The sequence below is a fragment of the Candidatus Regiella insecticola LSR1 genome (genome assembly GCF_000143625.1).
Classification (GTDB): Bacteria; Pseudomonadota; Gammaproteobacteria; order Enterobacterales; family Enterobacteriaceae; genus Regiella; species Regiella insecticola.
Map to the genome: position 1 here is coordinate 609,468 of NZ_GL379589.1, position 22,059 is coordinate 631,526.

Annotated in this window: 22 protein-coding genes and 3 pseudogenes; 18 read left to right on the top strand and 7 right to left on the bottom strand. The window is 44.5% G+C overall.

Annotated features, from left to right (window positions below; genetic code table 11):
* Positions 1–3: 3 nt before the first annotated feature.
* From REG_RS13085 to tadA, 13 genes and pseudogenes are all read left to right on the top strand, one after another.
* On the top strand, positions 4–162 hold the full coding sequence (locus REG_RS13085) for a hypothetical protein (RefSeq protein ID WP_176603370.1): 159 nt from the start codon (positions 4–6) through the stop codon (positions 160–162).
* Between the two features lie 19 nt (positions 163–181).
* Positions 182–1,350, top strand: a pseudogene (dacA, locus tag REG_RS03375) (D-alanyl-D-alanine carboxypeptidase DacA).
* A 23-nt stretch (positions 1,351–1,373) separates the two neighbouring features.
* Positions 1,374–1,637, top strand: coding sequence for a DUF493 family protein YbeD (gene ybeD, locus REG_RS03380; protein ID WP_006704468.1), 264 nt, complete (start codon positions 1,374–1,376; stop codon positions 1,635–1,637).
* A 108-nt stretch (positions 1,638–1,745) separates the two neighbouring features.
* Positions 1,746–2,399 (top strand): lipoyl(octanoyl) transferase LipB, encoded by a 654-nt coding sequence (gene lipB / locus REG_RS03385; RefSeq protein ID WP_006704470.1) that lies wholly within the window; start codon positions 1,746–1,748, stop codon positions 2,397–2,399.
* A 12-nt stretch (positions 2,400–2,411) separates the two neighbouring features.
* Positions 2,412–3,377 carry a lipoyl synthase gene (gene lipA, locus REG_RS03390; protein ID WP_006704472.1) on the top strand — a complete coding sequence of 322 codons (966 nt, stop codon included), beginning with the start codon at positions 2,412–2,414 and terminating at the stop codon, positions 3,375–3,377.
* 389 nt (positions 3,378–3,766) lie between these two features.
* Entirely contained in the window at positions 3,767–5,566 is a 1,800-nt protein-coding gene (lepA, locus tag REG_RS03395) for a translation elongation factor 4 (RefSeq protein WP_006704473.1), read from the top strand.
* A gap of 236 nt (positions 5,567–5,802) precedes the next feature.
* Complete coding sequence (lepB, locus tag REG_RS03400) at positions 5,803–6,801, top strand: signal peptidase I (RefSeq protein ID WP_006704475.1); 999 nt, start codon at positions 5,803–5,805, stop codon at positions 6,799–6,801.
* A 10-nt stretch (positions 6,802–6,811) separates the two neighbouring features.
* Positions 6,812–6,967 carry a hypothetical protein gene (locus REG_RS13090; RefSeq protein WP_176603404.1) on the top strand — a complete coding sequence of 52 codons (156 nt, stop codon included), beginning with the start codon at positions 6,812–6,814 and terminating at the stop codon, positions 6,965–6,967.
* The gene (gene rnc / locus REG_RS03405; protein WP_006704476.1) at positions 6,949–7,656 is read left to right on the top strand and encodes a ribonuclease III; all 708 of its coding nucleotides are present in this window, start codon (positions 6,949–6,951) and stop codon (positions 7,654–7,656) included. The genes REG_RS13090 and rnc overlap by 19 nt, the downstream gene beginning before the upstream one ends.
* On the top strand, positions 7,653–8,585 hold the full coding sequence (era, locus tag REG_RS03410; RefSeq protein ID WP_006704478.1) for a GTPase Era: 933 nt from the start codon (positions 7,653–7,655) through the stop codon (positions 8,583–8,585). Before rnc ends, era begins: the two co-directional genes overlap by 4 nt.
* A gap of 313 nt (positions 8,586–8,898) precedes the next feature.
* The gene (gene pdxJ, locus REG_RS03415) at positions 8,899–9,651 is read left to right on the top strand and encodes a pyridoxine 5'-phosphate synthase (protein WP_039907012.1); all 753 of its coding nucleotides are present in this window, start codon (positions 8,899–8,901) and stop codon (positions 9,649–9,651) included.
* Between the two features lie 32 nt (positions 9,652–9,683).
* The gene (gene acpS, locus REG_RS03420) at positions 9,684–10,064 is read left to right on the top strand and encodes a holo-ACP synthase (protein WP_006704481.1); all 381 of its coding nucleotides are present in this window, start codon (positions 9,684–9,686) and stop codon (positions 10,062–10,064) included.
* Between the two features lie 28 nt (positions 10,065–10,092).
* Positions 10,093–10,578: a tRNA adenosine(34) deaminase TadA gene (tadA, locus tag REG_RS03425; RefSeq protein ID WP_050749303.1), complete on the top strand. Its 486-nt coding sequence runs from the start codon at positions 10,093–10,095 to the stop codon at positions 10,576–10,578.
* Positions 10,579–10,662: 84 nt separating this feature from the next.
* On the opposite strand, the gene REG_RS13680 is transcribed toward tadA, so the two are convergent.
* The 4 genes from REG_RS13680 to REG_RS03445 form a co-directional block, all read right to left on the bottom strand.
* On the bottom strand, positions 10,663–10,896 hold the full coding sequence (locus tag REG_RS13680) for a hypothetical protein (RefSeq protein WP_039907014.1): 234 nt from the start codon (positions 10,894–10,896) through the stop codon (positions 10,663–10,665).
* A gap of 50 nt (positions 10,897–10,946) precedes the next feature.
* Complete coding sequence (locus tag REG_RS03435; protein ID WP_176603405.1) at positions 10,947–12,050, bottom strand: C80 family cysteine peptidase; 1,104 nt, start codon at positions 12,048–12,050, stop codon at positions 10,947–10,949.
* An 84-nt stretch (positions 12,051–12,134) separates the two neighbouring features.
* The gene (locus REG_RS03440) at positions 12,135–12,446 is read right to left on the bottom strand and encodes a hypothetical protein (protein ID WP_006704484.1); all 312 of its coding nucleotides are present in this window, start codon (positions 12,444–12,446) and stop codon (positions 12,135–12,137) included.
* 26 nt (positions 12,447–12,472) lie between these two features.
* Positions 12,473–13,648 carry a hypothetical protein gene (locus tag REG_RS03445; RefSeq protein ID WP_006704485.1) on the bottom strand — a complete coding sequence of 392 codons (1,176 nt, stop codon included), beginning with the start codon at positions 13,646–13,648 and terminating at the stop codon, positions 12,473–12,475.
* Between the two features lie 71 nt (positions 13,649–13,719).
* Here REG_RS03445 and REG_RS11875 point away from each other — a divergent pair.
* The 5 genes and pseudogenes from REG_RS11875 to REG_RS03465 all read left to right on the top strand — a co-directional run bounded on the left by REG_RS11875 (position 13,720) and on the right by REG_RS03465 (position 19,173).
* A protein-coding gene (locus REG_RS11875; protein ID WP_260200023.1) for an IS5-like element ISRein1 family transposase occupies positions 13,720–14,543 on the top strand; the annotation gives its coding sequence in 2 pieces (ribosomal slippage) (positions 13,720–14,107 and positions 14,107–14,543; 825 coding nt in all).
* 252 nt (positions 14,544–14,795) lie between these two features.
* Positions 14,796–15,029 carry a hypothetical protein gene (locus tag REG_RS11095; RefSeq protein WP_071985159.1) on the top strand — a complete coding sequence of 78 codons (234 nt, stop codon included), beginning with the start codon at positions 14,796–14,798 and terminating at the stop codon, positions 15,027–15,029.
* Positions 14,954–15,439, top strand: a pseudogene (locus REG_RS14470) (THUMP domain-containing protein); the annotation flags it as partial. The gene REG_RS11095 and the pseudogene REG_RS14470, both read left to right, overlap by 76 nt.
* 123 nt (positions 15,440–15,562) lie before the next feature.
* A pseudogene (rlmKL, locus tag REG_RS03460) lies at positions 15,563–17,269 on the top strand (bifunctional 23S rRNA (guanine(2069)-N(7))-methyltransferase RlmK/23S rRNA (guanine(2445)-N(2))-methyltransferase RlmL); the annotation flags it as partial.
* Positions 17,260–19,173 (top strand): ABC transporter ATP-binding protein, encoded by a 1,914-nt coding sequence (locus tag REG_RS03465; protein ID WP_006704487.1) that lies wholly within the window; start codon positions 17,260–17,262, stop codon positions 19,171–19,173. The pseudogene rlmKL and the gene REG_RS03465, both read left to right, overlap by 10 nt.
* A 416-nt stretch (positions 19,174–19,589) precedes the next feature.
* Here the strand turns inward: REG_RS03465 and REG_RS03470 are convergent, their stop codons facing one another.
* The 3 genes from REG_RS03470 to REG_RS11880 all read right to left on the bottom strand — a co-directional run bounded on the left by REG_RS03470 (position 19,590) and on the right by REG_RS11880 (position 21,952).
* A complete protein-coding gene (locus tag REG_RS03470) occupies positions 19,590–20,108 on the bottom strand; it encodes a hypothetical protein (RefSeq protein ID WP_176603407.1) in 519 nt (172 codons plus the stop codon).
* Positions 20,080–21,075 carry a hypothetical protein gene (locus REG_RS03475; RefSeq protein ID WP_006704489.1) on the bottom strand — a complete coding sequence of 332 codons (996 nt, stop codon included), beginning with the start codon at positions 21,073–21,075 and terminating at the stop codon, positions 20,080–20,082. Before REG_RS03475 ends, REG_RS03470 begins: the two co-directional genes overlap by 29 nt.
* Before the next feature lie 53 nt (positions 21,076–21,128).
* Positions 21,129–21,952 (bottom strand): IS5-like element ISRein1 family transposase gene (locus tag REG_RS11880; RefSeq protein ID WP_260200023.1). Its coding sequence is split into 2 segments (ribosomal slippage): positions 21,129–21,565 and positions 21,565–21,952, totalling 825 coding nucleotides; the frame shifts between segments, so codons are not numbered across the junction.
* Positions 21,953–22,059: the final 107 nt, after the last annotated feature.

Consider the following 22,059-nt stretch of genomic DNA (forward strand, 5'->3'; position numbering starts at 1 on the left):
CCGATGAGCGTAGGCACGCTACGTGATTCGGCGAACACCCGCAGCCAACGCCGCCGTAACTTGAAAGGCGAAAGGTATATCAACTTTTGTTATAGTGGCGGCACTATTGACTTGTTTTTACTGATAGCGGGACAGCTGATGAAACATATTTTTAATCAATAGCATCGTGTTTTTCAGTGCGATGGTGATAGGTACCACTTCTTTCGCGGACACCTCTTTTACAAAAAATACCAGTTTAAATAATCCTCTCCCTAACGTACCTAAGATAAACGCTGAAGCTTATATTTTGATGGATTATCATTCAGGCCAAGTTTTAGCAGAAGACAATGCAGATGCCCGACGTGACCCCGCCAGTCTCACTAAAATAATGACGAGTTATATTATTGGGCAAGCGGTTAAGTCAGGAAAAATCAGTCATAGTGATCGGGTTACCATCGGTACCGATGCCTGGGCAACCGGTAATCCTCAATTCAAAGGCTCTTCCTTGATGTTCCTCAAACCAGGTGATAGCGTTTCTGTTGCTGATCTGAGTCGAGGCATTAATCTACAATCCGGTAATGACGCCTGTGTTGCTATGGCGAATTATGTTGCAGGTGATCAAGATCACTTTGTTAGCCTAATGAATAATTATGCAGCGACCCTCGGACTACAAAATACACATTTTAAAACCGTACATGGGTTAGATGCGCAAGGGCAGTACAGTTCGGCTCGTGATATGGCATTGATTAGCCAAGCATTGATTCGCGATGTACCTGAAGAATACGCTATCTATAAAGAAAAAGAATTTACCTTCGATAAAATTCGGCAATGAAACCGTAACAGTTTACTCTGGGATAAAGATTTGCAGGTGGATGGGATCAAGACCGGCTATACTAAAGCAGCGGGTTATAATCTCGTTACCTCGGCAACCCAAGGATCCATGCGTTTGATCTCGGTAGTATTGGGCGCGAGTTCAAGTAAAAAACGTGAAATCGAAAGCAAAAAATTGCTGACCTGGGGTTTTCGTTTTTTTGAAACCGTGGAGCCTTTGAAAGCCAATAAAGAATTTGCCTCAGAGCCTGCTTGGTTTGGCGACAGTGATCGCGTTCAATTAAGTGCAGAAAAAGATGTCTACTTAACTATTCCACGCGGTAGAATGGCTGATCTGAAAGCCAGTTATGTTCTCAATAGCACAGAGCTCCACGCGCCCCTCTGGTAAAAAATCAAGTGGTAGGTACCATTAATTTTCAACTTGATGGTAAAACCATCGATCAGCGTCCTTTAGTCGTCATGAATGAAGTAAAAGAAGGTGGTATCTTCAGCCGTGCTCTCGACCATATCATTCTGCTATTTCATCGCTGGTTCGGTTAAAGAAAAAGGAATAAAAATAAATAATGAAAACAAAATTAAATGAACTGCTTGAATTTCCTTGTTTTTTTACCTACAAAGTAATGGGGATCGCTGATCAAAAATTACCTGATCAGGTGGTTGAGGTAGTGCAACGCTACGCGCCAGGGGATTACGCACCGAAAGTGACAACCAGCAGCAAAAATCGCTATCATTCGATCTCTATTACCATTAAAGTGGTGAATATTAAACAAATAGAAACCTTATATAGAGAATTGGCAAATCTGCCGTTGGTTCGTGTGGTCTTGTAGCCAAATCATGTTAACTTGATTTAAGTGTTGTCGTCGCTTGCCGTACTATAACTCTTCGCCTTGAATAAAATTAAAATGATTCGGCTACACAAATATAAATGAAATGCTATGTCAACATGTTCGCCTCCAGAGCACATTATTTTGCGACAACTCGAGTTAAAACCCTACCATCTGGTATGGCAGGCGATGCACGATCTGACAGAACAGCGCAAGCCAACAACGCTAGACGAAATCTGGCTGGTACAACATCACGCTATTTTTACCCAAGGGAAAGCGGGTAAAGCTGAACATCTCCTGGCACCGGGTGACATTCCGGTTTTTCAAAGTGATAGGGGAGGACAAATTACGTATCATGGCCCAGGTCAGCAGGTGATGTATTTGATGATAGATCTCAACCGGTTAAAGATCAGCCCACGTCAATTAATTACAGCAATGGAGAAAACAGTAATACAAACATTAGCTTGTTTCGGTATTCTTTCTTACGCTGATGCTAAAGCGCCTGGTATTTATGTTCAGCAACAAAAAATTTGCTCTTTAGGCTTACGAATACATAAAGGTTGCTCGCTACATGGATTAGCACTGAATGTCGCCATGGATCTCACCCCTTTTTCGTCTATCAATCCTTGCGGTTATGCGAATATGAAAATGACGCAAGTCAGTGCATTGGTGAGTAGCCCTATTACGCTTGAAGAGATACAACCGATTTTGGTCAAAAAATTTATCCAACAGCTTGGTTACCGCAACCTCCTCCAACTCCAATAGAAATTTTATAATATGAACAAACCGATCCACATCGAGCCAGGAATAAAATACCGTGATGCCGATAAAACAGCATTAATTCCGGTTAAAACGGTGATGAGCGAGCCTGAGCCATTATTAGCTAAGCCTGACTGGCTGAAAATAAAACTGCCGGTTGATTCCCATCGTATTCAAGCCATCAAAGCCGCCATGCGTAAAAATGGTCTGCATTCGGTATGTGAAGAGGCATCTTGTCCTAATCTCTCTGAATGTTTTAATCATGGTACCGCGACTTTTATGATATTGGGCGCCATCTGCACTCGCCGTTGCCCCTTTTGTGATGTTGCACATGGGCGCCCCCTGGCACCCGATAGCAATGAACCCAAAAAATTGGCGCAAACCATTAAAGATATGGGGTTGCGTTATGTGGTGATCACCTCGGTAGATCGCGATGATTTACGTGATGGCGGCGCGCAACATTTTGCTGATTGTATTGCGGCGATCCGCGCAGAAAATCCAGGCATTAAAATTGAAACATTAGTACCTGATTTTCGTGGACGTATGGATCGGGCGTTGGATATTTTAGTTAACCCCCCCCCTGATGTATTTAACCACAATCTGGAAAATGTGCCCCGAATTTACCGGCAAGTACGTCCAGGCGCAACCTATGAAAAGTCTCTAAAACTATTGAAAGCTTTTAAAGCGGCACACCCCAGTATCCCAACCAAATCAGGCCTCATGGTGGGGTTAGGTGAAACTAAAGCAGAGATTATTGAAGTTATGCAAGATTTGCGGCGCCATGATGTCACTATGTTAACCTTAGGACAATATTTACAACCGAGTAGGCACCATTTGCCCGTGCAGCGTTATGTAAGTCCAAGTGAATTTGATGAAATGAAAGAGCAAGCTACGGCGATGGGATTTACTCATGCGGCTTGTGGTCCTCTTGTTCGTTCTTCTTATCATGCCGATTTGCAGGCTAAAGGGGTAGACGTGAAATAATGTCATTCTTTACTAGACCTCTTAAGCACTACGTAACTTAGAATTTTCACCACCTATGTTAGGTTATGCAAGCAGTCTAGTGTAATATGCCGGCAAATTTGAATTGATATACCCTTCGCCTTTGAAGCCACCGCGTTGTTGGCTGCGAGCCCTCGCCCGAATCACGTAGTATCTCTACGCTCATCTGGTCTCACGCTCTGGCCGCCTAGCGGCAGCTTCAAAGGCGAAGGGCATATAGCCGAATCAGTTTAATTTGATTCAAGGCGGAGGAGTACAGACAGTACAAATAGTACGGCAAGCGACGACAACACAGAATTAAATTAAACTGATTCGGCTATAGTGTATAAAAAACAGCAATCACCTCTCTAACTAAGAGCAAGAATTTATCAATGAAGTTAATACGAAATTTCTCCATTATTGCCCATATTGATCACGGTAAGTCAACCCTATCTGACCGTCTTATTCAGATCTGCGGCGGATTAACCGAACGTGAAATGGCGGCACAAGTGCTCGATTCTATGGAATTAGAACGCGAGCGTGGCATCACGATTAAAGCACAAAGTGTTACGCTAAATTACCAAGCTCAGGATGGTCAGACCTATCAGCTTAATTTTATTGATACCCCCGGGCATGTTGATTTCTCTTATGAAGTCTCCCGCTCATTGGCTGCTTGTGAAGGCGCATTATTGGTCGTTGACGCAGGTCAAGGGGTTGAAGCGCAAACATTAGCTAATTGTTACACCGCGATGGAAATGGATCTGGAAGTGGTGCCGGTGCTGAATAAAATTGATCTGCCGGCGGCTGATGCTGATCGTGTTGCGCAAGAGATTGAAGATATCGTGGGTATTAGTGCTATTGATGCGGTTCGTTGTTCAGCCAAAACAGGGGTTGGTGTAGCCGATGTGCTGGAACGTTTGGTACGTGATATTCCCCCACCAACAGGAAATATTGAAGGGTCATTACAAGCTCTGATTATAGATTCGTGGTTTGATAATTATTTAGGCGTAGTTGCTTTAATTCGCATTAAAAATGGCACCCTGCATAAAGGCGATAAAATTCAAGTCATGAGCACAGGGCAAAGTTATCATGCTGATCGTTTAGGGATCTTTACACCAAAACGGCTTGATCGCGATCAATTAAATTGCGGCGAAGTCGGCTGGGTAGTCTGTGCCATCAAAGACATTTTGGGCGCGCCGGTAGGGGATACCCTGACGTTAAGCCATAAACCGGCTGAAACCCCCTTGCCTGGCTTTAAAAAAGTGAAACCACAGGTTTATGCAGGTTTATTTCCCATCAGCTCTGAAGATTATGAAGTTTTCCGTGATGCACTTGGCAAACTCAGCCTGAATGATGCTTCGTTATTTTATGAGCCTGAAAGTTCTACTGCGCTAGGGTTTGGTTTTCGATGTGGTTTCCTTGGATTACTACATATGGAAATCATTCAAGAACGTCTGGAACGTGAATACAATCTTGAATTGATTACTACAGCCCCCACCGTGGTATATGAAATACAAACCACCAGCAACGAGATTCTATACGTTGATAGCCCATCAAAACTGCCCCCATTAAATAATATTCAAGCGTTACTGGAGCCCATTGCCGAGTGCCATATGTTATTACCACAGGAGTATTTAGGTAACGTCATCAAACTCTGTATCGAAAAACGTGGGGTGCAAAAAAACATGGTTTATCACGGCAACCAAGTTGCCTTGACTTATGATATTCCCATGGCTGAAGTGGTGCTTGATTTTTTTGATCGTCTGAAATCAACCTCCAGGGGTTATGCTTCGTTAGATTATAATTTTATTAGATTTCAAGTGGCGGATATGGTGCGGGTTGATGTGCTGATTAATAGCGAGCGTGTCGATGCGTTGGCGTTGATCACCCATCGTGACAACGCCCAATATCGGGGTCGTGATTTAGTAGAAAAAATGAAAGAATTTATCCCACGTCAGCAATTTGATATCGCCATTCAGGCCGCTATCGGTAATCACATTATTGCCCGCTCTACGGTAAAACAATTGCGTAAAAATGTATTGGCAAAATGTTACGGCGGTGATGTCAGTCGTAAGAAAAAATTATTACAAAAACAAAAAGAAGGCAAAAAGAGGATGAAACAAGTTGGCAATGTTGAACTCCCGCAAGAAGCCTTTCTGGCTATTTTACACGTTGGTAAAAATAGTAAGTAATAGAGCTCTTTCAACACCGCAACAGCAACCTTCGTTGCCATATAGCCGAATCAGTTTAATTTGATTCAAGGCGGAGGAGCGCAGACAGTACAAATAGTACGGCAAGCGACGACAACACCGAATCAAATTAAACTGGTTTGGCTATAAGTACATGAGGATTGCGCGCACCGGGCAACGCAGGATTCGCGTCACGCAACAGGTTTCGAAAGAGGTCTAATCAATAGGAGATAGATTGCATGGCTAATATATTCGCCTTGATTCTAGCTATAGCAACGCTGGTGACAGGGACTATTTGGTGTTTTGAGCGTTTTAAATGGGGTCCAGCCCGCCTGCGAAAAGTGGCGGCAATGAATGCGACGGCCAGTACACTGCCTAACAGCATGAGCAATACAGTAGAGAGCGATACACTGACAAAAATGGCCAAACAACCCAGTTGGATAGAGCATGCGGTTTCTATCTTTCCGGTATTAGCACTCGTCTTTGTTATGCGTTCATTTATCTATGAGCCTTTTCAGATCCCTTCAGGCTCAATGATGCCGAATTTATTAATCGGTGATTTTATTTTGGTAAAAAAATACGCTTATGGCATTAAAGATCCCATCACTCAAACAACACTGATCCCAACCGGTCATCCTAAACGTGGTGACGTTGCTGTGTTTAAATATCCGTTAAATCCCCGCTTAGACTATATTAAACGGGTTATTGGCTTACCGGGTGATCGAATCAGTTATGATCCAATAACAAAACAGATAACCGTGCAACCGTCCTGTCCCACGGGTAAAGCTTGTGATGAAAGCTTAAGTATCAGTTACAGTGGATGGCAGCCTAGCGATCAGGTACAGCGCTTTCGCTTTCAGGGTGACGGTGATCCCAGCTCGGGCTTTTTCCAAATCCCGCTCAATAAAGAGATATCTGATGAAGAGATCCGTTTGTATACCAATAATGAACATATGGGCTCAGCGGCTTACTCTATTTTAGCCGTCCCTGGCGCTCACGATCAGTTGGGTTCCTATTATCAACAAGGGAATTATCCACTTGCTCAATGGGTCGTGCCTGAAGGTCATTATTTTATGATGGGTGATAACCGAGACAATAGTGCAGACAGTCGTTATTGGGGCTTTGTACCAGAGCGTAATTTGGTGGGTAAAGCGACAGCTATCTGGATGAGCTTTGAGAAGCAAGAAGGTGAATGGCCAACGGGAGTACGCTTCAATCGTATTGCGAGTATTAATTAGTCTATACCCAATGAATTTCAAGTTGCAGCGTCGCGGCCAGGGCGTAAGGAAGATGAGCGTAGACATACTACGTGATTCGGGCGAACACCCGCAGCCAACAACGCAGCGGCTTGAAAGGCAAAGGGTATATTTAATATATGGTAAGCCATGGATCCTATCATCATAAAAAAATTAGAAACAAGGCTAGGCTATGCTTTTAAACAGCGCGCGCTTTTAGTGCAAGCACTGACGCATCGTAGTGCCAGCAGAACACATAATGAGCGCTTAGAATTTTTGGGTGATGCTATTTTAAATTTTTTTATTGCTAAAGCGTTATATCAACGCTTTTCTGACATCAATGAAGGGGATATGAGTCGAATGCGCGCAACTTTAGTCAGAGGCAAAACCCTGGCTGAGATAGCACATGAATTCGATCTAAGTGATTATTTGTACTTAGGAAAAGGCGAATTAAAAAATGGAAAAAGCCCGCGCGAATCGATTTTGGCTGATACGGTAGAAGCGCTTATCGGTGGAATATTTTTAGACAGCGACATACAAACAACCGAACGACTGCTGTTAACCTGGTATGAAAAACGATTAGCGGAAATCAGTCCGGGTGAAAAACAAAAAGATCCGAAAACCCGCTTACAAGAATATTTACAAAGTCACCATCTTCCGCTGCCTTCTTATTTAGTCACACAAGTTCATGGCGAAGCACACGAACAAAAATTTATTATTCACTGTAAATTTATTATTCCTTGTCGAGAGAATAATTTGACTAAGCAGGAAATAACAGTGAGAGGCTGCGGATTAAGTCGTCGCAAGGCTGAGCAAGCAGCAGCGGAAAAAGCATTGATAAAACTGGAGCTCGTATGAGCGAGAAAGAAAAACAGCACTGCGGCTTTGTTGCCATTGTTGGACGACCGAATGTGGGCAAATCCACTTTGCTCAACGCATTATTGGGACAAAAAGTTTCCATTACCTCACGTAAACCTCAAACTACGCGGCACCGTATTATGGGGATCCATACCGAAGGGGCTTATCAAACCATTTATATCGATACCCCAGGATTACATATTGAAGAAAAGCGTGCCATTAACCGCTTAATGAATCGAGCGGCAAGCAGCGCTATCGGCGATGTGGAGCTGATTATTTTTGTCGTTGAAGGAACGCATTGGATCGCCGATGATGAAATGGTAATGAACAAGCTGAGCCATGTGAACTGTCCAGTATTACTGGTCATCAATAAAATGGATAATGTCACCGATAAAGCGAAACTCTTACCGCATATTGATTTTCTGCGTAAAAAAATTAATTTTATTGGTATTTTACCTGTTATCGCTGAAGTGTCAGAAAAAAAACAGCAGGTACAAGAGAGGAAGAATCTTGATACCATCGCCGATATTGTACGCAAACACATGCCAAAAGCTGAACATCATTTCCCTGAAGACTACATCACTGATCGTTCTCAACGTTTTATGGCATCAGAAATAATCCGTGAAAAACTCATGCGTTTTCTCGGCGAGGAGCTGCCTTACTCCGTTACGGTTGAAATTGAGCACTTTACCACCAATGAAAGACAAGGATACGATATCAACGGCCTTATTTTAGTAGAGCGTGAGGGGCAAAAAAAAATAGTTATCGGTGATAAAGGCGCGAAAATTAAAGAGATCGGGACTGAAGCCCGTAAAGAGATGGAGAAGATGTTTGCCTGTAAAGTACATTTAGAATTATGGGTAAAAGTCAAATCAGGCTGGGCGGACGATGAACGAGCGTTGCGTAGCCTGGGCTATGGCGACGATTAGACCTCCTCCGAAACCTACTGCGTGATACAGATCCTGCATTGCCCGGTGCGCGCAATCCTCATGTACTATTGTACACTCCGGTTGCTGTGCGCCGGACGCTGCGCCGGACGCCTTGACTCCGTATCACTCGCTACGGTTTCGAAAAAGGTCTATACCCTTCGCCTTTCAAGTTACGGCGGCGTTGGCTGCACACTCTCATCCCAGTCATGTACTACTTGTACACTCCTGGGATTCGCTTGATTGCCGCCTTGCCGTAACTCGAAATTCATTGAGTATATTAAAGTAAAGCAATTTTTAAGCGTAAGGAGTGGTTATGACTGATCTACGGCTAGGCGTTAATATTGATCACATTGCGACATTACGTAATGCCCGTGGAACGAATTATCCTGATCCCATTTTCGCAGCTGGTATCGCCGAGCAGGCAGGAGCAGATGGCATTACCGTCCATTTACGTGAAGATCGACGCCATATTACGGATCCTGATGTCGAACTTTTACGCAAAACCATCAGCACCCGTATGAATCTGGAAATGGCAGTGACCAAAGAGATGATCGACAACGCCTGTCAATTAAAACCGCATTTTTGCTGCCTAGTGCCTGAAAATCGGCAGGAAATCACCACTGAGGGCGGGCTGAATGTCGTGGATCAATTGGAAACCATCACAGCAGCGGTAGAAAGGTTGTCAGCGGTCGGCATTCAGGTCTCATTATTTATCGATGCGGATAATGATCAAATTGATGCGGCAGTTAAGACAGGTACCCCTTATATTGAAATTCACACCGGTGCCTATGCGGAGGCTGCTGAGCTGGATAGAGATAACGAATTAGAGCGTATTACTAAAGCAGCACGCTATGCCACAGCACAGGGCTTAAAAGTTAATGCCGGCCATGGTTTACATTATCATAATGTAAAATCGATAGCGGCACTGCCAGAAATTCATGAGCTCAATATTGGCCATGCTATTATTAGCCGCGCAGTGATAACCGGGTTAGATGCTGCGATCAGAGACATGAAACAATTAATGAGAGAAGCGCGTCATTGCAGCACGGCGAACAGCCGTAGCTAACAAAGCCGCGACTTGAAAAGCGAAGAGTATAAATGGCTATTTTGGGATTAGGTACAGACGTTGTCGAAATCCAGCGTATCGCATCCATTGTAGAGCGCAATGGAGAAAAATTGGCACGGCGGATCCTTCACCCTTCTGAACTTCAATGCTATTTACAACATTCACAAGCAGTGCGTTTTCTCGCAAAACGTTTTGCCGTCAAAGAAGCCGCGGCAAAAGCGCTGGGAACGGGGATGCGCGATGGTGTCGCGTTTAACCAATTTGAGCTAATTAATGACAGCCTAGGAAAACCGATACTGTACTTACATCGTCGTGCTTTAACACTCGCCAACCAGCGAGGCATGAAATTTCTGCATGTATCGATCACCGATGAAAGGCATTATGCTTGCGCTACCGTTATTATCGAAGGCTAGCCCTGGCCAGAGCAAAAATATAAAAATAATGATTCTTACTGAACATAATGATGAACATTGGATGGCGGCGGCGCTGAAATTAGCAGCGCGGGCGCAAGCGGCAGGCGAAGTGCCTGTAGGCGCAGTGTTAGTTCTACAGAATAAAATAATTGGTGAAGGCTGGAATCAACCTATTATTCATCACGATCCTAGCGCACATGCAGAAATTATGGCATTGCGTCAAGCAGGGCAGCAGCAAAAAAATTACCGCTTACCCGACGCCACTTTGTATGTCACTTTAGAGCCCTGTGTGATGTGTGCCGGTGCCATGATACATAGCCGCATTAGCCGTTTAGTCTATGGTGCCAATGATAATAAAATCGGCGCTGTGGGCGCGTTAACCCTGTTAAACCATCCTGCGATGAACCATCAGGTTGAGATCACTGCTGGGGTATTGGTTGATGCATGCTCACAGATGCTCAGTACTTTTTTCAGCCAACGGCGCCAACAACAAAAAGCGCAAAAAATGGGTTAAAAAACGTTTTCAACCTAAACCAAAATTTTTTAATAATTTGCGACCGCTGTACCAAAAGCCACCAAATACAGCGGATCGTAAAAATTAACTCGCCCTTGCGGTGGTCACCCAATCCGGTCGCTGCGAAGGCAGAAGAACCTCATCTCTTACCCCTAGGCTCTCCTTTTCTCCATCGAAAGCATTTATCGCATCCCGCATGCCCGCGCTATCAGCCGGCACTTTACTGACTATTGCAGCAGGGCTCTCTGAGCTTAACAACGGAGTTAACTCAAATACGCCTTCAGCCTCGCCGTCAGGGTTATTGCCGGTAATTGTCAATGTAGTTGTCGCCTAGGATTTTACATCCTGGGCGACAACTACATTGACAATTACCGCCTTTCCTTCGCCCTGTCCACGCCTTTAATCAAGTTTTTATCCGATGAAATGATAGCTTGACGGTCTTGTACGGTTTCAACAACTTGATGCAACGTCGATTCTTGTGACGCTAATGGAGAGTTTTTTGAGGCCGGCCGCTGTTGCCGATTCTGTGGTAAATAGCGCGTACCTGTTTCATCCCGCCGTAAACTGACCCGCACGTTACGGGCAGAGACATCTCCCCTCTCCGGCGTCATCGAGGGATAACGGCGACGACCTCTGCCCTGTTCGCTGACTGCCCTACTGATGCCGATTTCAGTGGCATAGCCGACGATTTCGCCTGGGTGCATGCCTCGCTTAAGCAGCTCGGGAGCCATCTTAAATAAAAAGCCATCGGTTTTTTCATCATTAACCAAGGCACAGCCAATTAATAATAATTTATCAATATTTTCAGGGACAGCATGGGGAAATTGCGTTCTTAATTCCTGATGAATCTGCTGGGTCACCGCCGCTAATTCCGGAGCACTGTAACCCGCCAGCGTGGTATTATCATGCGCATCATGCTCACCTCCCCGTCCGTGACCGACAAAAAACAGGCTCAACGCGCCTGCTAATGCCGCCGGCTCCCCATACACTAAACGCAAATTGCCTTGCTTATCGCGCTGATAAATCACCGCCTCGTTGGGGTGCTTACCCGCTAGATCCGACGCTGCACGCAAGCTGATATCATCATTTTCCAGCTGAATAATGACACGGCTCTTTCTCTCACCGCCTACCACTGTCTGTTGTGGATTAACAGTCGGCTTTGCCCAGTCAGCCACATTATCGCGCTCAACCTGTCCGGGAGCACTCAGCAAGCCACTCACGACAACAGAAGATGCAGGCACAGGATAATGTGCGCCTGCTTGCTGATGATGATTTCCGAGATTTTCACTGATCAGATCTGAGGGGGTAAGAGAAGGCGATAACTCAATAAAATCGTACATCTTCACCGTACTTCCCGTACGATTCATGACTATAGGTACCGCATAATCAATGGTAATTTGTGAGGAAGTCTGATGCTCTCGATCAATAATCTGACTGAGTTCAACTTCGGATATATAACTACGTATTAACACCGGGTGAGCATTAATAAAGTGACTGATCATGCTCTTGGTTTCAGGCCATGATTGGCCATTCCATTGTGTTCCTTGAAGCGAAATTTATTTTTTTCCTACAAAAAGCAGACGAACTTTCTTCTGACCCGGCAACATTTGCATTTCGTGGTTAGCTATTTTCTGTGCAAGTGTTGCATTCTCTCCGCCAAGCCGATTCCCATTAGTTGAATAAAGATTGCCATTAATATCAACCAAGGTTCTGTATCTACTGTCTTCACTTAACCATCGACAGGCCATACGCATTTCTTCATGGTTATTCGGATTAACTACCGCTATTTGATGAGCAAAGTTAGCACCACTAAAACGACGCTCGTTAGAATAATAATAGTTACGGATATTGCGTGTCGCTCCTGGCATAGTTATTTCGTTAATATCTAATACAGTTAACCCTTTCCTCTGAGCCTTGTAAATATGCCATCGTATATATCTGAGTTTGCGCCTGCAAAAGTGCGCTCACTCAGATCACGCAGCTCGTTGTCAAAATCATCATGTTGCGCGATGTCACTCACCCTGACGGCGCGTTGCCCATCACTGCTAACTAACCAAATACGATCAAATGAAATACCCTCCAGAGGAACAGAAACATGTATTTCCCCGGCAACGACTAGGTCGTTTGTAACGGTATTATTTGGATTGAGTAGCATATTATCTGCTACCGGTATGGCTTCAAGGCCGCGTGTATCGAGTAAGTAAACGAAACCATCTCTTTGTCGTTGACGCAAAGGTTCACTTCTCTCATCATCCGAATCGTCTGAATCAACAAATGAATAATATTCTTCATCATCCTGGTAACCATAGTGAAATTGGCTTGCACCGCCTGGGTTTATGCGGCCATACTGAAAAGCATCTTGATAGACGCTGCTGGTATATAATGTGTTACCGCTGGTATGCTGGGTATAAAAATTGTCACCAAATCCAAGCATGTATTTATCTTGGCTGAGTTCATAGGGGGTGCGGTGATCACCACGAAATACGCCACGGATATCGGTTCTAAAAAGCGCGCCCATAGCATTGCGTTGATAACCCCGACTTTGGGTAAAAGACCGCAAGAATGCACGGTCAAAAGAATCAATCAGCGTGTCACTACTAGAAAAATTACTCATAGAAAGATCCGGATACTTTATCAACTTAGCCAGCATAGCATTAGAAAGCTGTCTGATATGCTCGAATATATGGAGATTATTGGGATCTATCGACGTCCGTCGATGCTCCTCCGCCCAGGGTGGGATGCGGCCAGTACTCATCAATTCAGCCCTGAACCTCTGTCGTAATTCACCCCCCATATTAAAGCTGCGCCACAATGTCATCGCATCCTGATCGGGATGTAATGCCTGCAATATTTCTAGCGCGCGTTTTTCTTCTTTTTCAAGCCCCAAATATCCAGGCTGATAATAACGTTCTTGATTGTTCTCATGCAGAGGCTGAACCTCGGGTATTACTATTGGTACGTCCATAACGCGCCAGCCGGCAATAGAATGGTAGCCAGCCGCATCTTTTTTACCAGGCTCAATTAAAGATAAACTCATACCCGCACCCGATTGTTCAACAGCTTGTAACATAGATTAGACCTCTTCGGAAACTAGCATTCATATAAGAATTTTGGTAAAACACTCCTGAACAAGGAGCCGCCATGAAATATGAAGTAATAAAAGTACTGGAAGAGGAAAAATTTCGTCGCTTAACGGGTGTTAAACGCAGTACATTTGAAAAGATGATAAAGATATTGAATGAAGCAGATAAGAGTAAGCAAGGGAAAGGAGGTCGGAAACCCAAGCGGGGTTTAGAAGAGCGCTTATTAATGGCACTGGAGTATATACGAGAATATCGCACTTATTTTCATGTCAGCCAAAGCTATGGCGTGAGTGAGAGCACATGCTATGAAACGATTAAATGGATAGAGAATACGCTAATAAAGCATCCTGATTTTGCCCTACCTGGACGCAAAGCTGTATTAAAAAGGGATAGGGAGTATGAGCTGGTTCTTATTGATGCCACAGAAACGCCGATTGAACGTCCCCAAAAAAACAAAAGCCGTTTTACTCAGGAAAAAAGAAACGACACACCTTAAAAACACAAGTGCTCGTTGATAAAAAAAGTAAAGCAGTCATCTGTACAAGCTTTACGAATGGGAGGCGCCATGATTTTAGGTTGTTTAAGGAGTCTGGTGTGCGAATACATCCTGACATCAAAACAGTTACCGATACAGGTTACCAAGGGCTTGGCAAGATTCATTCAAACTCGGCGTTGCCTAAGAAAAAGACAAAGAAAAATCCCTTAACAAAAGAAGATAAACGCAACAATCGTGCGTTATCAAGCCAGCGTGTATTAAACGAACATGTCATTGGTATGATTAAAAGATTTAAAATTGTATCAGACCGTTATCGAAACAGGCGAAAACGTTTTGGATTAAGATTTAATCTGATTGCTGCAATTTATAATATGGAAATTAGATAAATGATAGTTTCCGAAGAGGTCTATTGATAATCACTGAATCTATTTTCTAGCGGATAATGAAATTGATCGAGAAAGGCTCTAGCCACCTCAGAAGAATAATAAGGGTCAATATTTTTAACCCTCTGGATTAATGTGTTTTGTTCTGTTACAGAAAGAGATGCTATACCGTAGCCGGGCATAATAACTGTCCTTAATAATATAATGAATATTTTGGTTTATTTTATGAAATAAATATTTCAATACTTATACCCAATGAATTTCGAGTTACGGCAAGGCGGCAAGGGCGACCGACCGATGAGCGTAGACATACTACGTGATTCGGCGAGCACCCGCAGACAACAAAGCCGTAACTTGAAAGGCGAAGGGTATATGAACGGAAAATTTCGCGCAACGGTCAAACGAGAATTTATATGGATCCATTATTGCCCTCGATTTCCAATAAAAAGGGCCTCAATAAATTATTTGCCAGTACTGCGCAAGGGTTAGAAGAACTATTAAAAAATGAACTACAAGACTTAGGGGCTGACAACAGTAAAGTCGTTCAGGGCGGCGTCTATTTTCAGGCTGATGATCGCCTGTTGTATCGAACTTTACTGTGGAGTCGCTTGGCATCACGCATTTTTTTACCCCTTAATGAATTTCAGGTTAATGATGATCAGGATCTTTATCTTGGCGCGCAGGCTATCGATTGGCCGGCTATTTTTACTGTCGATAAAACCTTTGTTGTCCACTTCACCGGGGTTAATCATGCCATTCAGAACAGTCAATATGGCGCATTAAAGGTCAAAGACGCTATCGTTGATCGTTTTATCAGCAAAGTAAAACAACGTCCATCGGTAACGAAACAACAGCCAGACATTAGTATTCATGTTTTTCTACGGCGTGATATACCCACAGCCCTTGAAGTTGCCGCTAGGCGGCCAGAGTGTGAGACCGATGAGCGTAGACAACTACGTGATTCGGCGAACACTCGCAGCCAACAACGCGGCGGCTTCAAAGGCGAAGGGTATAAAGTTGTCATATCGCTTGATCTGAGCGGTAACAGCCTGCATCAACGAGGGTACCGAGACAGTTCGGGAGGGCAGGCACCACTCAAAGAAAATTTGGCCGCAGCAATTATTCTTCGCGCCGGTTGGCAAAAAGGCACACCGCTGATTGATCCTATGTGTGGCTCAGGCACACTGTTGATTGAAGCCGCAATGATGGCGACAGATCACGCACCGGGTTTACATCGTCAACAGTGGGGATTTAGCGCCTGGCGTGATTTTAATCACAGCTTGTGGAGCGAACTGATGAGTGAGGCGCAAGCGCGGGCAAGCAAAGGATTGAAAACTACCCCGGCTTATTTTTTTGGAGCGGATGCCGATCCCCAGACGATCAAAATCGCGCGCGCCAATGCGGAAAGAGCCGGAGTAGCTAGCTTGATCCGCTTTCAGCCACAGGATCTCAGTCAATTGGCGAATCCTTGGCCAACCGCCCCTGCCGGCTGCGTTATCAGCAACCCTCCCTATGGGGAACGCCTGGAGAGCGAGCCGGTATTGATTGCCCTGTACAATTTATTGGGACGGATCATGAAAACCGCCTTTGCCGGTTGGCGTCTCTCTTTATTTAGTGCGTCGCCAACATTAATCAATTGCGTGCAACTGCGTGCCGAACGAGAATTTAAAGCCAAAAATGGTGCGCTGGATTGCATACAAAAAAATTATCAATTATCCGCTTATTCAGAACAGGCAGGACAGAAAGAAACCCTTCACCTGGCCAAAGATTTTGCCAACCGCTTAGGTAAAAATAAACATAAATTGGATAAATGGGCACAGCAGCAAGGAATTGAATGCTATCGTTTATACGATGCCGATTTACCTGAATACAATGTCGCCATTGATCGTTATGGCAGTAAAATTGTGCTACAAGAATATGCTGCGCCAAAAACCATTGATGCCAAGAAAGCCCGTCAACGCTTGTTTGACGCCATTCATGCGACGCTGCAAGTATTGGCGATCCCTGCCAATCAACTGGTGATCAAAACCCGTGAACGGCAAAAAGGAAAAAATCAATACCAGAAATTAGCCCAACGGGACGAATTTTTTTTGGTGCAAGAATATAACGCTAAATTATGGGTTAATCTGACCGATTATCTCGACACTGGATTGTTTCTTGATCATCGTATTACCCGCCAAATGCTGGGGAAAATGAGTCAGGGAAAAGATTTCCTCAATTTGTTTGCCTATACCGGGGCAGCGAGTGTTCATGCAGGGCTCGGTGGGGCGAAGAGTACCACCACGGTAGATATGTCCCACACTTATTTAGCCTGGGCTGAGAAAAATTTGCGCACAAATGGATTAACCGGCCGCCAGCACCGTTTAATTCAAGCCGATTGCTTCGCGTGGTTAGATCAGCGTCTGGATCACCCTACAGCGCAATTTGATGTCATTTTTATTGATCCGCCGACTTTTTCTAATTCCAAACGTATGGCCAATACCTTTGATGTACAGCGTGATCACTTACCATTAATGAAAGCCATTAAACCCTTATTGCGCCGTAACGGCACGATGATCTTTTCTAATAATAGGCACGGCTTTAAAATCGATGTCGACGGCATAACCGCCCTGGGGCTAACCATCAAAGAAATCACGGCAAAAACACAATCACCCGACTTTGCTCGCCATCGTCAAATACATCACTGTTGGTTGATAACCCACACCGGTGAGGAAAAATTATGTCATTAATCAGCCTGTCTGGTGCTTACCTGTCTTTCAGTGATGCACCTTTATTAGATAATACCGAGCTACACATTGAAGCGAATGAGCGCCTGTGTTTAGTGGGACGCAATGGCGCGGGGAAATCAACCCTACTGAAAGTTCTCAATAAAGAAATGGAATTAGACAGTGGACAGATTATTTATGCACAAGATTTAGTGGTGTCACGTCTGCAACAAGATCCCCCGCGCAATGTAGAAGGCACCGTATTTGACTTTGTCGCTGAAGGGGTAGCACAACAAGCTAAGCATTTACAAGCGTATCACGCCACTTTACGGCTGATTGAACGCGATCCCAGCGAAAAAAATTTGCAGCAGTTATCGGCATTGCAGGACATTTTGGATCATCAAGATTTATGGCAATTAGATAATCGTATTCATGAGGTACTAGAACAGCTTGGTTTATCCGCCGAGGCACTACTGTCGTCACTCTCCGGAGGCTGGTTACGTAAAGCGGCGCTTGGCCGCGCTTTGGTCAGTTCACCACAACTGCTATTGCTTGATGAACCGACCAATCATCTTGATATTAAAACCATTGATTGGCTGGAAGGCTTTTTAAAAGAATTTCAGGGCAGCATGGTGTTTATTTCTCATGATCGGGCTTTTATTAAGGCGATGGCAACCCGCATTGTCGATTTGGATCGAGGAAAACTCGTGTCATGGCCAGGCAATTATCAACAGTATCTTGCCAGTAAAGAAGAAGCCTTAAGGGTTGAAGAACTGCAAAATGCAGAATTTGACCGTAAATTGGCGCAAGAAGAAGTCTGGATCCGCCAGGGCATTAAAGCGCGACGTACCCGTAATGAAGGCCGTGTCCGCGCGCTAAAAGCCTTGAGAGAGACGCGCTCACAACGCCGTGAAGTGATGGGCACCGCTAAAATGCAAGTGGAAGAAACCCTGCGCTCAGGCAAAATGGTTTTCGAGTTAGAAAAGGTCAATTATCAAATTGGCGATAGCCCGTTAGTAAAAAATTTCACCGCACAGGTACAACGTGGAGATAAAATCGCCTTAGTCGGCGCCAACGGCTGCGGTAAAACCACCTTATTAAAATTAATGCTGGGTCAACTTAAAGCCGATAGCGGTAAGATACATTGTGGCACCAAGTTGGAAATCGCTTACTTTGATCAGCATCGTGCCAAGTTAGATCCAGAGCGCACGGTGATGGACAATCTTGCCGAAGGAAAACAAGAAGTGATCATCAATGGCCGTTCACGTCATGTCTTAGGCTATCTGCAAGATTTTTTATTTCACCCTAAACGCGCGCTGAGCCCGGTTAAAGCCTTATCCGGAGGGGAACGTAACCGATTATTGCTCGCCAAATTATTTTTAAAACCGAGCAACCTATTAATTTTGGATGAGCCGACGAACGATCTGGATGTCGAAACACTGGAATTATTAGAGGAGAGAGTAGACAGCTATCAAGGCACGGTATTATTGGTCAGCCATGATCGTCAATTTGTTGATAATTCAGTCACTGAATGCTGGATTTTTGAAGGCGGCGGCCAAATCGCTAAATTTGTCGGCGGCTATTCTGAGGCGCATCAACAGCGCGCGGCGAGCAGGCCGCTGGGGCAAACAACAAAAGCGCAAACGGTAAAAACCATGCCTGCTGCCAAAAATGACACGGTAAAAAAAGAGACCAAACAGCAGGCAAACAAACTCAGTTATCATTTACAAAAAGAATTGGATCAACTGCCTGAAAAAGTAGAGCAATTAGAAACCAAAATAAGCCAATTGCAAGCGCAAATCAGTGATCCATCTTTTTTCACTAAAGCCTACGAAGAAACGCAGCCGCTGCTTAAAATGTTAGCCGAGACAGAGCAAGCATTAGCCGAAGCCTTTAACCGCTGGGAATATTTGGAGGCGCAACAATAGACCTCTTTGGAAACCGTAGTTCGTTATGCGGAGTCAAGGCGCCCGGCGCACAGCAACCTTCGTTAACATGAAGTACATGAGGATTGCGCGCACCGGGCAACGCAGGATTCGCGTCACGTAGTCGGTTTGGAAAGAGATCTAATAAAAATAAAAAAAGCCTATAAAGACCTGGGTCTTTATAGGCTACTGCCGTGTTTTTGTTCGGAAGTTTACAGGATAACAAATTTATCAATCAATCTCCCCTAGCGCTAGAGCCTCATCCAGCTCCTGTTACCCGCAAAGCCTCCTTAATTTTTTCCAAGGTGCCCGCTTTCTTCTCCGAATCAGGCTGACTCATCCCAGACAACGCTACCTGAAAGGCATCATCTTCATCATCTTCGGAGACAAAAAGGTGACTTTCTAGCTTAGATAATCCATTAACACCCGGCCGTCACCATTTTTGTCCAGATACTCGCTGCGGGAGTCTCCTTCGCATCATCAGCAGGCGTCTCAAAGGGAGCATCAGTCTTGGTTGTATTTGCTCGTTCCCAACCGCTCACTTCTTCTTCAGCATCATAATAATCATCATCATCCATATCATTCGCATTCTCAGCAGAAGTCTCAAAGGGATCCTCCGTATCATCCATCCCCAGTCCCTCAAAGGCTCTGCTTATCCCATCTCCACCGAAAAACCCAGAGAAAATTGCTTTTGTTGTTTGTGTCCAGGCGCTCATTGCTGGAGCTGAAGCCTCATCATTATCATCATCGTCATCCATATGATTCACGCTCTCAGCAGGCTTTTCAAAGGGATCCGCCGTCTCCGTTGACCCAAACAGCCCTCCCTGAAAAGCATCCTGAAAGGCATCGTTAATGGCGCCGCCTATCTCCTCTTCATTGAGTAATGTACAAGTCTTCGTAATATTATCGTCAATCTTCCCTGTAACACTTTCTACCACCTCTGCAACATTCTTTACTACCACTACAGCACTCTTTGCGGTCTCTGTAGCAGCCACAGCCCCTGCCGCATACCACAGCCCCCTTTGCAGTCTCCGTAGCAGACTCTGCAACATTCTTTGCCGCCGCTAGAGCACTGGCACGGCCCTGTTCCATTTTTTGTTTTAACCATCCCTCGGGTTTTTGCTGAAAAGCGCACCATGTGGCTAGCATGGTACTTGTTACTGCTGGCAAGATCATGATAATAACTTGAGACTTGAGATCTAGGCAAAGAACATTGATCGCATTTTTTAAGACAGGACCCGCATATTCTTGTATTGTAGACTTTTCTATGCCTTTAGGGAGAAAGCTTAACCCAACGTCTACCATTTTGTGGCCAGCTAACAGCATTAAGCTGCCTCGAATATCCCCATAACTCAGGCATGTGAGAAACGCTGCCCATTTATCGCCAAGCACGGCGCCGTCTGCTGCAGCCATTCCTATCTTACTACTTCCGTCAATTCCAAAAAATGCCGCAACGATACTCGCACTGAGTGTGCTACTCAATTGTGCTATCGGCGGATTATTACATTGATAACTTATCTGCTCAGTGTGAGCCGCGGCAACCGCTCCTGCATTAATTGCTGCACTCGCTCTTTTTGTTTGATTTGTTTTAGCGCCAAACCAGCCTAGTATGTATCCGACGCCAGCCGTCATGGCAGCGACGGTTTGGCTACCCCCATTTATTAATGCCGTTGCTGCTTCCTGTCCTGCCCCAATCTTGGCCTGCGTCGCCTCAGATTGTCCTTCGGCTAACTTTGCTGCTGCTGTTGCCATCTTTTCAGATAGTTCAGGAGCCCAGTAAGAAACTACGAAATACAACCCGCTCAACAACAATAAGCCAGCCAGTGAAACGGGTAAAATAGGAGGAAAAAGCGTACCAAGCAATAAAGTTACTACGGAAACACCTAAATATGTAGCCGCGGTCACTTTACGCAGATAATCAACTTGTGCAAACAGTAGACCTCTTCGGAAACTATCATTTATCTAATTTCCATATTATAAATTGCAGCAATCAGATTAAATCTTAATCCAAAACGTTTTCGCCTGTTTCGATAACGGTCTGATACAATTTTAAATCTTTTAATCATACCAATGACATGTTCGTTTAATACACGCTGGCTTGATAACGCACGATTGTTGCGTTTATCTTCTTTTGTTAAGGGATTTTTCTTTGTCTTTTTCTTAGGCAACGCCGAGTTTGAATGAATCTTGCCAAGCCCTTGGTAACCTGTATCGGTAACTGTTTTGATGTCAGGATGTATTCGCACACCAGACTCCTTAAACAACCTAAAATCATGGCGCCTCCCATTCGTAAAGCTTGTACAGATGACTGCTTTACTTTTTTTATCAACGAGCACTTGTGTTTTTAAGGTGTGTCGTTTCTTTTTTCCTGAGTAAAACGGCTTTTGTTTTTTTGGGGACGTTCAATCGGCGTTTCTGTGGCATCAATAAGAACCAGCTCATACTCCCTATCCCTTTTTAATACAGCTTTGCGTCCAGGTAGGGCAAAATCAGGATGCTTTATTAGCGTATTCTCTATCCATTTAATCGTTTCATAGCATGTGCTCTCACTCACGCCATAGCTTTGGCTGACATGAAAATAAGTGCGATATTCTCGTATATACTCCAGTGCCATTAATAAGCGCTCTTCTAAACCCCGCTTGGGTTTCCGACCTCCTTTCCCTTGCTTACTCTTATCTGCTTCATTCAATATCTTTATCATCTTTTCAAATGTACTGCGTTTAACACCCGTTAAGCGACGAAATTTTTCCTCTTCCAGTACTTTTATTACTTCATATTTCATGGCGGCTCCTTGTTCAGGAGTGTTTTACCAAAATTCCTCATGAATGCTAGTTTCCGAAGAGGTCTATTGCCATAAGTATATGAGGATTGCACGCACCGGGCAACACA

Bases quoted from the DNA above. Each gene is read 5' to 3' on its own strand.
- REG_RS13085 (WP_176603370.1), top strand. From the start codon at position 4: ATGAGCGTAGGCACGCTACGTGATTCGGCGAACACCCGCAGCCAACGC.
- ybeD (WP_006704468.1), top strand. From the start codon at position 1,374: ATGAAAACAAAATTAAATGAACTGCTTGAATTTCCTTGTTTTTTTACC.
- lipB (WP_006704470.1), top strand. From the start codon at position 1,746: ATGTCAACATGTTCGCCTCCAGAGCACATTATTTTGCGACAACTCGAG.
- lipA (WP_006704472.1), top strand. From the start codon at position 2,412: ATGAACAAACCGATCCACATCGAGCCAGGAATAAAATACCGTGATGCC.
- lepA (WP_006704473.1), top strand. From the start codon at position 3,767: ATGAAGTTAATACGAAATTTCTCCATTATTGCCCATATTGATCACGGT.
- lepB (WP_006704475.1), top strand. From the start codon at position 5,803: ATGGCTAATATATTCGCCTTGATTCTAGCTATAGCAACGCTGGTGACA.
- REG_RS13090 (WP_176603404.1), top strand. From the start codon at position 6,812: ATGAATTTCAAGTTGCAGCGTCGCGGCCAGGGCGTAAGGAAGATGAGC.
- rnc (WP_006704476.1), top strand. From the start codon at position 6,949: ATGGATCCTATCATCATAAAAAAATTAGAAACAAGGCTAGGCTATGCT.
- era (WP_006704478.1), top strand. From the start codon at position 7,653: ATGAGCGAGAAAGAAAAACAGCACTGCGGCTTTGTTGCCATTGTTGGA.
- pdxJ (WP_039907012.1), top strand. From the start codon at position 8,899: ATGACTGATCTACGGCTAGGCGTTAATATTGATCACATTGCGACATTA.
- acpS (WP_006704481.1), top strand. From the start codon at position 9,684: ATGGCTATTTTGGGATTAGGTACAGACGTTGTCGAAATCCAGCGTATC.
- tadA (WP_050749303.1), top strand. From the start codon at position 10,093: ATGATTCTTACTGAACATAATGATGAACATTGGATGGCGGCGGCGCTG.
- REG_RS03440 (WP_006704484.1), bottom strand. From the start codon at position 12,446: ATGCCAGGAGCGACACGCAATATCCGTAACTATTATTATTCTAACGAG.
- REG_RS03445 (WP_006704485.1), bottom strand. From the start codon at position 13,648: ATGTTACAAGCTGTTGAACAATCGGGTGCGGGTATGAGTTTATCTTTA.
- REG_RS11095 (WP_071985159.1), top strand. From the start codon at position 14,796: ATGAATTTCGAGTTACGGCAAGGCGGCAAGGGCGACCGACCGATGAGC.
- REG_RS03465 (WP_006704487.1), top strand. From the start codon at position 17,260: ATGTCATTAATCAGCCTGTCTGGTGCTTACCTGTCTTTCAGTGATGCA.